The organism is Pseudovibrio sp. Ad46 (assembly GCF_001623065.1).
In the GTDB taxonomy this organism is placed as follows: domain Bacteria; phylum Pseudomonadota; class Alphaproteobacteria; order Rhizobiales; family Stappiaceae; genus Pseudovibrio.
Genome location: NZ_LMCG01000040.1, coordinates 323157 through 335332, shown reverse-complemented (window position 1 = coordinate 335332; position 12176 = coordinate 323157). Strand labels below are relative to the sequence as shown.

11 protein-coding genes are annotated in these 12176 nt (G+C 50.5%); 10 read left to right on the top strand and 1 reads right to left on the bottom strand.

The genetic code is table 11. The features are described from left to right. Positions 1-84 precede the first annotated feature (84 nt). From PsAD46_RS08500 to PsAD46_RS08460, 10 genes are all read left to right on the top strand, one after another. Positions 85-1074, top strand: a complete 990-nt coding sequence (locus PsAD46_RS08500) for an L-threonylcarbamoyladenylate synthase (protein WP_063306588.1) — start codon at positions 85-87, stop codon at positions 1072-1074. A 643-nt stretch (positions 1075-1717) separates the two neighbouring features. Further along, positions 1718-2638, top strand: coding sequence for a histone deacetylase family protein (locus PsAD46_RS08495; protein WP_057465023.1), 921 nt, complete (start codon positions 1718-1720; stop codon positions 2636-2638). A 40-nt stretch (positions 2639-2678) separates the two neighbouring features. Continuing rightward, entirely contained in the window at positions 2679-2930 is a 252-nt protein-coding gene (locus PsAD46_RS08490; RefSeq protein ID WP_063299135.1) for an exodeoxyribonuclease VII small subunit, read from the top strand. A 779-nt stretch (positions 2931-3709) separates the two neighbouring features. Further along, positions 3710-5611, top strand: a complete 1902-nt coding sequence (gene dxs, locus PsAD46_RS08485; RefSeq protein WP_063302376.1) for a 1-deoxy-D-xylulose-5-phosphate synthase — start codon at positions 3710-3712, stop codon at positions 5609-5611. Between the two features lie 128 nt (positions 5612-5739). Further along, on the top strand, positions 5740-7125 hold the full coding sequence (locus PsAD46_RS08480; protein ID WP_057465021.1) for an MFS transporter: 1386 nt from the start codon (positions 5740-5742) through the stop codon (positions 7123-7125). A gap of 38 nt (positions 7126-7163) precedes the next feature. Then, entirely contained in the window at positions 7164-7577 is a 414-nt protein-coding gene (locus tag PsAD46_RS08475; RefSeq protein ID WP_063293798.1) for a hypothetical protein, read from the top strand. A gap of 85 nt (positions 7578-7662) precedes the next feature. Next, the gene (locus tag PsAD46_RS08470) at positions 7663-8136 is read left to right on the top strand and encodes a copper chaperone PCu(A)C (RefSeq protein WP_208981733.1); all 474 of its coding nucleotides are present in this window, start codon (positions 7663-7665) and stop codon (positions 8134-8136) included. A 29-nt stretch (positions 8137-8165) separates the two neighbouring features. After that, positions 8166-8771 (top strand): SCO family protein, encoded by a 606-nt coding sequence (locus PsAD46_RS08465; protein ID WP_063293796.1) that lies wholly within the window; start codon positions 8166-8168, stop codon positions 8769-8771. A 47-nt stretch (positions 8772-8818) separates the two neighbouring features. Beyond that, positions 8819-8965, top strand: coding sequence for a hypothetical protein (locus tag PsAD46_RS28100; protein WP_164845264.1), 147 nt, complete (start codon positions 8819-8821; stop codon positions 8963-8965). A gap of 33 nt (positions 8966-8998) precedes the next feature. Further along, on the top strand, positions 8999-9733 hold the full coding sequence (locus PsAD46_RS08460; RefSeq protein WP_063293795.1) for a TlyA family RNA methyltransferase: 735 nt from the start codon (positions 8999-9001) through the stop codon (positions 9731-9733). A 69-nt stretch (positions 9734-9802) separates the two neighbouring features. Here the strand turns inward: PsAD46_RS08460 and PsAD46_RS08455 are convergent, their stop codons facing one another. Continuing rightward, positions 9803-11869, bottom strand: a complete 2067-nt coding sequence (locus tag PsAD46_RS08455) for a methyl-accepting chemotaxis protein (RefSeq protein ID WP_063306586.1) — start codon at positions 11867-11869, stop codon at positions 9803-9805. Between the last annotated feature and the right edge of the window lie 307 nt (positions 11870-12176).

Sequence of the window (12176 nt, the reverse complement as noted above, 5' to 3'; positions counted from 1 at the left end):
GACAGTAGTGTGATTAACCTATACGTCAAGCGTCCCTTAGAGGCAGATAGCCCCCTACATTCGTCTTAGTAAGAAAGAAAAGGTATGAAACTCTGGCGCTTACACCCATCTGACGCCCAGTTGGAAGATACGCAAATTTTCCAGGATATTTGCGATGCGCTGAGCGATGGAAAACTCGTCGCGATACCTACTGAGACGGTATATGGATTGGCTGCAGATGCAACCAATGGCAAAGCCTGTGCGAGTATATATGAGGCGAAAGGGCGTCCAAGTTTCAACCCCTTAATTTCTCATATAGACAGTCTGGAAGCAGCACAAACCCACGCTTTTTTTGATGACCGTGCTCTCAAACTGGCCGAAGCCTTCTGGCCGGGGCCGTTGACTCTTGTGTTGCCGAAGCGGCCGACCAGCCCGGTCTCTGATCTTGCTGTAGCAGGCCTTGAGACAATCGCACTCCGAGTGCCTCGCTCCGAGGTGATGCGGGCATTGTGCAAGCATACCGGGCGCCCATTGGCGGCACCTTCGGCCAACCTTTCCGGGCGGATCAGCGGCACGACCGCAGAAGATGTTATCAACGATCTTAAAGATCACTTGTGTTACCTCATCGATTCCGGGGCGACCTCTGTAGGTGTTGAATCAACAATCGTCTCGCTTGTGGGGGACCGCCCAACACTTCTGCGACCGGGTGGTCTGGCCCGTGAAGACATTGAAGCTGTGCTTGGTGAAACATTGGTGCGTGCAGGAACAGACGACAGCGCCCCAATGGCGCCCGGGATGCTGACATCCCACTACGCTCCCAACTCCCACATTCGCCTGAATGCAGAGGATGTGGCGGAAGGGGAAGCGTTGATTACCTTTGGCGCTAATCTGCCCAAAGGCTCCGATAAAGCTGCCAAGCTGGTTTCTCTCAGCGACTCAGAAGATCTGACCGAGGCTGCTGCACGCTTGTTTACTGCATTGCGTCAGGCCGACCTTGGAGAAAACGGAAAAATTGCGGTCATGCCAATCCCTCATCATGGACTGGGGGAAGCTATTAATGATCGCCTTGCCCGCGCTGCTGCTCCCCGCGATTAAACGCTGTTCAGAACACTGAAAACAGACAGCGCTTTGCCTTCTTCTTTGTATTTTCCCAAGATCTCTCTGGCGCAACCCGTTGAGAGCACAGGATAACTACCCCTGAATACTTTGGGCTTATTGTAGAATTCCTTGTATTTATGCAACACCTAAAGAATAGGTGTTAACCTTTTCTCTTTCCGCTCAGTATGAATTCAAGGAGTGGGGGAATAATCAGCGTGCAAATTTAAAGAATTGGCCCAATATTACAGTCATGTATTTCTTAGAGATGCAGCGGACCTCCCCCACGAGCAACACAGATTGCTCGCACCTTTAATCCGGGGTTGCGTGTTATACACGCACTCCGGATTTTTCTTGTCTTACTCACGGGACAGCTGGGCATTCCACGCAGGCATAACCACTGAGATTTATCGGCACCTCATCCCAATTACCGAGATAAACTGGAGGGGTGTACAATTGACAGACTGCTCGGCAATGTGGACTTGTATATGTAATTCGCCCAATTTTTCACAGGATTGGATTTAGGTGCCATCACACTAGAGTAAGTGTGCTCACTTCACGCTCCAACTTCGCTACTGGAACGAGCTCTAAAATTGGCTGTGTACCTGACTTCATTTTTAACGGGTTCAATATCTTGAGTACTTTGCTGCTGCACCATCAGGCTTTTTTAAATCATCTTACTCCGCTTGGTCATCCAGAACGTCCCGACCGTTTGCGGGCTATTGATCGTATGCTGGAGAACGAAAGGTTCTTCATGCTGGATCGCGATATTGCGCCATTCGGAACCTTTCAGGATATTGCCCGGGTTCACAGCTCTGACTACATCAACTCCATCCACAATATGAACCCTGAAGAGGGGCTCATCGACTTTGCGCCAGACACCAATCTGTCTCCGGGCAGCTGGGAGGCGGCGATGCGAGCTGTGGGTGGCTCTACACGCTGTGTGGATGAGGTGATGAGTAAACGCGTTTCCAACGCTTTTGCGGCATGCCGGCCTCCAGGACACCATGCGGAGTCAGCTCTTACCTCTGGTTTTTGCCTGTTTAACAATGCGGCAATTGCAGCCCGCTATGCACAGGACGTTTATGGGCTTGAGCGTGTGGCGATCATGGATTTTGACGTTCACCACGGAAATGGCACTCAGGAAATCTTCTGGAACGATCCAACCGTGATGTACACCTCCACTCACCAAATGCCGTTGTTTCCGGGCACCGGTGCCGTGAATGAAACGGGTGAGCACAACAACATTGTCAACGCCCCACTCACGGCAGGCGATGATGGAACCCAGTTCCGTGAAGCCCTTGATTACGCGATTTTGCCGCGCATCCGTGAATTCTCACCAGATCTGATCATTATCTCCGCAGGTTTTGATGCTCATGAGCGTGATCCACTTGGTGGCCTGCGCCTCACAGAGCTGGACTTTGCGTGGGCGACCCGCAAACTCATCGAAATTGCAGATGATTGTTGTCAGGGACGTGTCGTTTCGCTTTTAGAAGGTGGGTATGATCTGGAAGGTCTTGCGCGATCTGCCGCCGCTCATGTAATGACATTGATGGATTACTAATTGGGAGTGCACCTACTCCCGACTGAGCGAGGACAGTTTGGTGACAGAAGAAGCAGCCGGTTCCATTGAAAACCTTTCCTTTGAGCAAGCATTAGCTGAGCTGGAAACCATTGTTCGCAATCTGGAGCAAGGCAACGTGCCTCTGGAAAAGAGCATCGAGCTTTACGCTCGGGGTGAAGCCTTGCGTGAAAAGTGCGATGGCTTGCTCAAAGCTGCTGAAGAGAAGGTAGAGAAAATCCAGATGAACACATCTGGAAACGCAGTTGGTACAGAAGCGCTGGATGACCAATAAATTCAGCTAATATGGAATTGAAATTCTAGTTCTAAACACAATAACTAGAATTCTCTCTCCAGTACACGCGTTCATTTTTTCAACAGCCCCCGCCTTGAGCGGGGTTTTTGTTTGCACCGGATTCATCAGGAACGTCGTTTTACTTAAATGATAAAAATTTCGTGATAATTTATTATTTAGCCTACTAAATAAAATTGGACAAAAACTATTGAGCACATAACACAACCGTTATTCTATTGAGCCGATAAGTTTTAATTGGAACAATACTTAACCGGAGATATTTCACAGAATATTATTTCAAGACAGAGAATACAAAGCACTGGATAGATCGTATAACCGACCGGACGGTCTAGTTTAAATCGACAAGTATTCTTCATTTATCGCCGGATATTGGTATAGGCAAAAAAAAGGGGGCTACGAAAACCGTAGCCCCAAGTCGATCACTGTGCACGTGGCCCCATCGACCACACATTCGACATAGGACGTTTCGTCGCAGATTGCATCACCCCATGGGGTGACAAAAGCGCAATTAATACTAGCAAATGAAAAAAAATACGTTCTCATCCCCTATTGACACAGGTTTTGAAGAGGCATCCCTACAAAAGGACCTAGCATAAACGATCAATTATTCATGACAGGCAATTGCACAGAGGGCAGGCTTGCTATAATCGTGGTCAATTACGGAAGACAGTCGTTTCGGCCATAATTTAGAACATATGCCATGGTCGGGTCGTTCTGTGTTAAGCTGCCAAATAGTCAAAAGACTTAAGAAGACCCTGATGTCCCTGCTAGATCAAATTCAAAACCCATCTGATCTCAAGAAGGTCCCCGAGGACCGCCTTCAACAAGTTGCTGAAGAGCTTCGAGAGGAGATGGTTGATGCTGTTTCTGTTACAGGAGGGCATTTAGGAGCTGGATTAGGTGTTGTTGAACTCACCGTTGCGCTCCACCACGTCTTCGACACGCCCAAAGATCGGTTGATCTGGGATGTAGGACACCAGTGTTACCCGCACAAAATTCTGACTGACCGCAAAGAGCGTATTCGCACACTGCGTCAGGATGGCGGCTTGAGCGGCTTCACCAAGCGCTCCGAGAGTGATTACGACCCATTTGGCGCCGGACACTCTTCCACTTCTATTTCAGCTGGCCTTGGCATGGCTGTGGCCCGCGACCTTGCCGGTGGCGACAACAACGTGATCGCTGTGATTGGTGATGGCGCGATGTCCGCTGGCATGGCTTATGAAGCCATGAACAATGCGGGTGCGCTGAACTCGCGCCTGATCGTTATTTTGAACGACAATGACATGTCGATCGCTCCACCTGTTGGTGCCCTTTCCGCGAGCCTCGCGCGTCTTGTTTCCGGCAAGACTTATAAGGGCTTCCGCGAAGCAGCTAAGCAGGTCGCGAGCGCATTGCCAAAACCTCTGCAGGAAAAAGCAGCGCAGGCAGAAGAGTTTGCCCGCAGCTTCTTTACCGGCGGCACATTGTTTGAAGAGCTTGGCTTCTACTATGTTGGCCCCGTTGATGGGCACAATCTGGATCATCTTTTGCCTGTCCTGAAAAACGTTCGGGACGCTAAAGAAGGTCCAATCCTCGTTCATGTGGTGACCCAAAAGGGTAAAGGCTATCTGCCTGCTGAGAACGCCAGCAACAAGTATCACGCTGTTGCCAAGTTTGATGTTGTGACAGGTGAACAGTCCAAGCCGAAACCGAATGCACCTGCCTACACTCGCGTTTTTGCCAATGCGTTGATTGAAGAAGCAAACAAAGACGAGAAGATCGTTGGCATCACAGCCGCGATGCCGGACGGAACTGGTCTGGATGTGTTTGAGAAAGTTCACCCAACCCGCATGTTCGATGTGGGTATTGCTGAACAGCATGCTGTGACATTCGCTGCTGGTCTTGCCTCTGAAGGCTTCAAGCCGTTCTGTGCAATTTACTCGACCTTCCTTCAGCGTGGCTACGATCAGCTTGTCCACGATGTTGCGATCCAGAAACTGCCTGTACGCTTCCCGATTGATCGCGCTGGTCTCGTTGGCGCGGATGGTGCGACCCACGCCGGCTCGTTTGATACTGCGTTCCTCTCTTGCTTGCCGGGCATGGTTGTTATGTCACCGGGTGATGAAGCAGAGCTGGTTCATATGGTTTCCACCGCTGCAGCTTATGATGAAGGCCCTATTGCCTTCCGTTACCCGCGCGGTGAAGGCATTGGCATTGACCTACCGGAAGTCGGCATGCCTTTGGAGATCGGCAAAGGCCGCATCGTTAAAGAAGGCTCCCGCGTTGCTCTGGTTTCACTGGGTGGCCGCTTGCAGGAAGCCTTGAGGGCTGCTGATACGCTTGATGCGGCCGGTCTTTCAACAACAGTTGCCGACGCACGCTTTGCCAAACCGCTTGATACAGAGATGATCGGGCGCCTTGCTAAAGAGCACGATGTGCTGATCACCATCGAAGAAGGTTCCATTGGCGGCTTCGGAAGCCAGGTGCTTCAGTTCCTCTCTGACAACGGCTTGCTTGATGGATCCCTTAAAGTTCGCAGCATGATCCTGCCGGACGTTTTCCAGGACCATGCGAAGCCAGAGACAATGTACAAAGATGCCGGACTAGATGCATCAGGGATTGTGCGCCGTGTCTTTGAAACCCTTGGTAAAGCAGAGGATTTGCCGTTAAGGCTGGTGTAGAACATTGTATTTATGTTCATAACTCATCAAAAAATTAAATGAGGGGCAGCTTTCGCTGCTCTCCTTATTTTCTTTTTGCATATGATATGTAGTGTGAACTCAGTTTTACATCGTTGGCTGGTGCGCGCATGATACTGCTGCTTGCAACCTTTGCGTCCTTGATGCTGTCCACCGCCCTGATTCTTGCAGGGCATGGACTTTCTTCGACGCTTATCCCCCTCAAAGCTGATTTGGCCGGATTTGGAGACCTCCAAATTGGTCTGATCTCGTCCAGTTTTTACATTGGCTTTGTGATTGGGTGTTTGTTTGGTCCGTTTCTCATTCTACGGGCCGGTCATATCCGTGCATTTGCTGCACTGGTGTCTTTGATGTCTGGCGCCGCACTGCTCCACCCTATCCTGGTGGATCCTTTGGCGTGGGCGCTTTTCCGCATCATTACTGGTGTGTGTTTTGCCGGCATCGTTTTGGTTGTCGAAAGCTGGTTGAATGACCGGGCAACTAATGAGAACCGTGGCACAGTCATGTCGCTTTACATCATCTGCTACCTGGGTGCGACCATGGGTGGCCAGCTGATGATTGTTGGCTTTGACGTTAGTACCTTTGTGCCATTTGCAATTGCATCCATTTTTGTCAGCGTTGCTGTGGTTCCCGTTGTGCTCACCAAAGCAGTACAGCCAGCTCCTATTACGCTGGTGCGCTTCCGCCCGATCAACCTTTATCAGACCTCCGCTGTGGCCCTGATTGGTTGTCTGCTGATTGGTCTTGCCAACAGCTCCATGTGGGCACTAGCTCCGCTTTATGCCAAGCAGATCGGCTACAGCACCAACGAGGCGGCGTATTTTGCAGCAGCCATCGTTTTGGGTGGTGCGATTACGCAGTGGCCGATTGGTCGTCTGTCAGACCGTGTAGACCGTCGTATCATTATTTTGCTCCTGGGCTTTGCCGCGGCGGCGGCAGCTCTGGTGCTCTTTACGCTTGAGAGCGGAAACTTCTGGACCACATTCACCGTATTCTTGATCCTTGGCATGGCCAGTCAGCCGACATACGCGATTGTTGCTGCCCACGCCTTCGACTATGTGGAAGCAGAAGACTACGTCGAGACATCTTCTGGTGTTCTGATGTCAAACGGAATCGGGTCGATGATTGGACCGACCGTTGCAGCAGGCCTGATGTTCAGCATCGGCCCTGAAGGCCTATTCATATGGGTGGCACTTGTTGAAGTCGCTCTTGCGCTCTTCGTTGTCAGCCGCCTGGTTATTCGCCCTGCGGACGAGGATCTGGAGAAGACAGACTTCGAATACGGTGCAACATCCAACATGGGTGCTGTGCTTACGCCTGATCCGCTAGATATCGAAGATCCTTACGTTATTCCGCCTGAAGAGTTCCCTGCCTACGAGCAGGATGAGGGCATGGCATCAGAAGAAGTGGGTGATTTGCCAAATCGCAATGATGAGGATGAGAATCCGCCTACAACTGATGAGACTCAGGATAATTCCAGATTCCCTTCTGGCTGAGTGTAGACACACTCAGCGGAAGCAACTAAGAAAGACCCATGGTCAAGCCGAGTAATACATTACATGTACTCAGAAGCGAGCGGCATCCGCTCGTTTTGCTTGCTGGCGTTGCGATGCTGGCCCGAGTGCTGTTGCTTGTCCTGAGTTTTTCCGGCGCAGCTGCTGATCCTTCGGTTGCTGCGCTCATGCAATTGTGCGCCCCTTCGGGAGGCTCACAAATTGCAAAGATTGAAGGCTCCACGCATACCGAAAATCCGCTGGGAATAGGCTGCGATTGCACGTTCATGTGCCCGCATACGTCCAAACAGGCGACTTATTTTTCGATAGAGCCCGAGAACTGGCAGAGTCCTACCTTCGTGGTTGCTGGTTCTCTCTCCCTTGATAGTGCTCTCGTAATTGACAGAAGCCTCCGTGGTCATAATTTCCTCATCCGGGCTCCTCCAGTCGCCTAGGTTTTCCCTTGATCAACAAAACCTGATTTGACTGATCTCTTCTGCCTGAGTTTACAGGTAGGGAGCTATTCCTTGGATGACTATTATGAAAACACGTGCTCTTCTTGTTGCAGCAGCTCTTGTTGCATTCACCGGTTCTGCTGCTCTTGCGGACAGCATTCGACACGGTGATCTGACCATTAAAGATGCCTGGACACGCGCTACTCCACCAAAAGCAAAAGGTGGCGGGGCTTTCGTTTCTATCACCAACAATGGCAGCGAAGATGCGCGCCTGACAGGTGCAGTTTCCGGCTATGCCAAGCGCACTGAAATTCACGAAATGGCTGTGAATGATGGCATCATGAAAATGCGTAAGCTGGACGATGGCGTAGTTATTCCTGCCGGCGAAACACTTGAGTTGAAGCCTGGCAGCTACCACGTCATGTTCATGGGCCTGAACCAAGCATTCAAAATGGGTGAAGAGCTCAAAGTTACTCTGGAATTCGAAAAAGCCGGTCCAGTTGAAGTAACATTCCCAGTTATGAAAATGGGTGCAAAATCCGGCAAAATGCACCACTAACCAATTGAACTGTGCACGGGTGGATTAAGATGAACGTTGCGAAAACAATTCGATATGGAGCGTGGGCTGCAGTCGCATTGCTCGTTGCCGCAGTTTCTGCTGTAACAGTAATGAAGTTTGTGAAAGAGGATGTCCCGCAGGCTGCTACTGTGCAGATCGGTGGCCCGTTTGAGCTGGTTGATGGCAAGGGACAAGTCTTTACAGACAAGAACCTTGATGGCAAACCAACTCTGATGTTCTTCGGCTTCACATACTGTCCTGATGTGTGCCCAACAACCCTCTCTGATATGCAGGGATGGATTGATAATCTGGGTCCGAAGGCAGATGACCTGAACTTCGTTTTCGTCAGCGTTGATCCTGAACGCGATACACCAGACGTTATTGCAGATTATGTTGCTGCGTTTGGGTCTCACGTCGTTCCACTGACTGGCTCCGTCGACCAGGTTAAAAAGGTCGTTAAAGACTACCGCGTTTATGCGAGAAAAGTACCATTGGAAGACGGTGATTACACCATGGACCACACCGCAGCGGTTTATATGCTGAATGGTGACTTGGATTTCGTGGGAACCATCAGCTATCAGGAACCTGAAGAAACAGCGCTTCCAAAAATCAGAAAGTTGCTTGGTAGCTCATAAAAGTTTAGGGTGTCTGGGAATTCAGGCACCCTTTTTTGGATGAAGATATGAAAGATCATGCAGCTCTCTATGCCGGCACAGCTGCCGTTGGACTTCTGCTGATCGCAGCCACCGCATTCCTTTGGATGCGTTATGGCAATTTGCTTTTCTCAGACAAACTGTTAAATGCACTGGCTGGTTGCTTCGGCCTTTAGGCTAAGCTTTTAATCATCCCAGTCAGGTGACATATGCGGCTTGATCAATTCCTCGTCGAACATGGCTATTTTGAAACGCGAGCCCGTGCTCGTGATGCAATTTTGCGCAACACGGTTGTGATAGATGGTACGCCTGCAAAGAAGCCTTCGCAGAAGATCTCAGGCAAGCCCGACGTCTCTATCGATGATCCGGCCTCTGACTATGTATCCCGCGCCGCATTGAAGCTCATCAAAGGCCTGGAGCATTTTGAGTTCGACCCTGCTGGTAAGGTTTGTCTCGATATTGGCGCCTCGACTGGAGGCTTCACGCAGGTTCTGCTGGAGCATGATGCTCAGATAGTTCATGCTATTGATGTTGGGCATGATCAGCTGGCAGATAAGATCTCCAACAACCCACGCGTTGTCCGTAAAGACGGCCTTAATGCTCGTGAGCTGACTCTCGCGCATCTTGAAGGCCAGCATCCGGCATTTTTGGTTTCCGACGTCAGCTTTATCTCCCTGAAACTTGCCCTCCCACCAGCTCTTGAACTTGCTGCAGATGGGGCCTTAGGGGTCTTCCTCGTCAAGCCACAGTTTGAAGCTGGCCGTGAGCGGATTGGGAAAGGTGGTCTTGTTGCACCAGAGATTGCGGAACAGATCTCTGTTGAGCTGCAAGAGTGGATGAATGCACAGCCGGGCTGGTCCGTGCTTGGCATCACTTCCTCCCCGATCAAGGGTGGTGATGGAAATGCCGAGTACCTGATGGCTTGCCAAAAGAAGCCATTATAGTTTTCTTGAAGCCCTTCTCCCGAGGCACAGAGGTGCTCGGGAGAAGATGTTCCTGTGTGCTTTTAAATTTTATGCACGCAGCTGAGACACGAAGCCTTCCACGCGGTCTTTGAGCTCATCTGCTAGATCCGTGAGATCCACAGACGCCTTTTTCACACTCAAAGCCGAGTTGCTGGTGTCTTCAGCCGCTTTGCCAATGTCATTCACGCTGGCAAAGACTTCCTTGGTCCCATTGGATGCAAGTTCAGCGCTGCGGGCAATTTCACTGGTTGCCACGCCTTGTTCTTCAACTGCAGCAGCAATATTGGATGCCACTTCATCAAGCTCGCTGATGGTTTTGGAGATCCCTGCGATCTCATCAACAGCGCCTTGCGTTGCTTCCTGAACGCCGCTGATCTGTTCGGCGATGCTTTGGGTTGCCCGCCCTGTTTGATTGGCCAGATCTTTCACTTCATTGGCAACAACGGCAAAGCCTTTGCCAGATTCCCCTGCTCGGGCCGCTTCGATGGTTGCATTCAAGGCGAGAAGGTTAGTCTGATCCGCAATCGCATTGATGATGTCAATCACTTCGCCAATTTTCAGCACGGCCTCGGAAAGACCACGCACGGTGATGTTGGTTTGCTCGGACTTAGAGACTGCCACAGCAACCGTTCTTGAGGCCAGATCAACCTGCATTCCAATTTCGCGTATGGATGCTGTCAGCTCTTCCGCAGCAGAACTCACGGTTTGTACGTTAACAGAGGTTGCCTCAGCCGCATTTGCCCCTGCTTGGGCACGCGATTGTGCTCTTGAGGCAGCTGGTTCCAGCACCTCTGCATGTGACTTCATGCCTGTGGCTGCAGATGAAACAGTTTGAACAACACTGCCTACGCTCTTTTCAAAATCAGAGACAATCTTGGTCCGCGTTGCCTTCTCAGCGGCTATGCGCTTGTTTTCCTGCTCTCTTTTGTCTGCCTCCATCTCCTTGACTTTGATGGCGTTGTCTTTGAACACACGCACCGCTGTGATCATGTCAGAGATCTCATCCTTCTGTCGACGCTCCGAGATATCAACCTGCAGATTTCCTGATGCCAATTCCCCCATTACCCGGGTCAGAGAAGAAATTGGCTTGCTCAACGAACTGGCAAATATCCATGCGCCCAGAGCTGCAAGGAGCGCGAGTACAACGCCCAAGACAGAGACAAGTGAGAACATCTGATTGGATGCCTCAAGGATTTTACTGCGTGGGATGGTGATGACCAGCAGCCATGGCTCTTCGGTTTTTGCGATGCTGATTGGAACACCCACTTGCAGCATTTCAACATCGCCGACTTGCGTGTTGGGTAGAATGCGCGTTTTTCCAGAGGTTAACGGCTCAAGAATTGCTTTTGAAAAACCAGCTGTACCAGCAGCTTTGGACACAAGCAGACTGTCTGGATTGGAAACAATTGTTCCGGAAGAGCTGATCAGCGTGAGGTAGCCTTCCTCATAAGGATGCATCCCATTCAATCGCTCCTGAATGTCAGAAAGAGCAATGTCTACGCCCGCAACACCGTCTCTGGCGCCAAAGCCATCCACCGGCACAACAAGAGACGTGATTAGAGTATCGACGCCGCCAACAGAATAGATGTACGGCTCGAGGATGATCTCATCGCCACTTCTTTGAGCAAGCAAGTAGTAGTCACCTGCACCATCTTTTTCATAATCGACGAGTGCTTCCCGGCCTATCTGTCCACCTGAGCGGAACCAATATGGGATAAATCGTCCGGTCTGGTCATGAAACGGCTTGTTGGCCCAGTCCTGATCCTTGCCATCAAACGCATCAGGCTCCCAAGCGGCCCAGCTGCCAATCAGCTGCTCGTTGCTCTGAAGGACACCTTTGAGGATCTCCGCTGAAGCTGCACGATTGGCGTCCCCACTTTTTCTGAGTGCGTCCAATGCATTGGCTGTATTGCGCGCAACGGCAAAAGATTGATCCAGTTCAGCTTTAACGACGGCTGCACTTTCCTTGGCAATTTCGTTTGAGAGCCTGATTGCTTGTTCTTCGATAACCCCTGCCCCAATGAACAAGACAGACCCCGATGAGGCAACCATCGACACCAGTGCAATCACGACAACCCAAAATGTCAATTTCCCTTTTAATTTTAAAGACGGCATTGAAAACTCCTACAGAACATCGCCGATTTTTTTGGGAAAGTTGCAGCCATAGAATGTATCACCATACGCATGCAACCCGCATATTCCGTTGGGAAATCGATCAAATAGACAAACAAAAAGTTTATTTCAGAGAACATTTTAAATAGATCGGCAAAATCTATTCAAAAACTCAGTATAAAGTGTCGCACAGCACACCTATACAGTAATTTTCCACATTACCTTTGCGTCACAAACGATGGCTTCCCCTAGATCAAATCGAAGACTAAACATCGCTGCTCAATCACGCTCCAACGGAATGCCAAACTTC

Excerpts from the sequence above, each read along its gene's own strand:
- PsAD46_RS08500 (WP_063306588.1), top strand. The coding sequence starts at position 85 with ATGAAACTCTGGCGCTTACACCCATCTGACGCCCAGTTGGAAGATACG.
- PsAD46_RS08455 (WP_063306586.1), bottom strand. The coding sequence starts at position 11,869 with ATGCCGTCTTTAAAATTAAAAGGGAAATTGACATTTTGGGTTGTCGTG.
- PsAD46_RS08480 (WP_057465021.1), top strand. The coding sequence starts at position 5,740 with ATGATACTGCTGCTTGCAACCTTTGCGTCCTTGATGCTGTCCACCGCC.
- dxs (WP_063302376.1), top strand. The coding sequence starts at position 3,710 with ATGTCCCTGCTAGATCAAATTCAAAACCCATCTGATCTCAAGAAGGTC.
- PsAD46_RS08475 (WP_063293798.1), top strand. The coding sequence starts at position 7,164 with ATGGTCAAGCCGAGTAATACATTACATGTACTCAGAAGCGAGCGGCAT.
- PsAD46_RS28100 (WP_164845264.1), top strand. The coding sequence starts at position 8,819 with ATGAAAGATCATGCAGCTCTCTATGCCGGCACAGCTGCCGTTGGACTT.
- PsAD46_RS08465 (WP_063293796.1), top strand. The coding sequence starts at position 8,166 with ATGAACGTTGCGAAAACAATTCGATATGGAGCGTGGGCTGCAGTCGCA.
- PsAD46_RS08460 (WP_063293795.1), top strand. The coding sequence starts at position 8,999 with ATGCGGCTTGATCAATTCCTCGTCGAACATGGCTATTTTGAAACGCGA.
- PsAD46_RS08470 (WP_208981733.1), top strand. The coding sequence starts at position 7,663 with ATGAAAACACGTGCTCTTCTTGTTGCAGCAGCTCTTGTTGCATTCACC.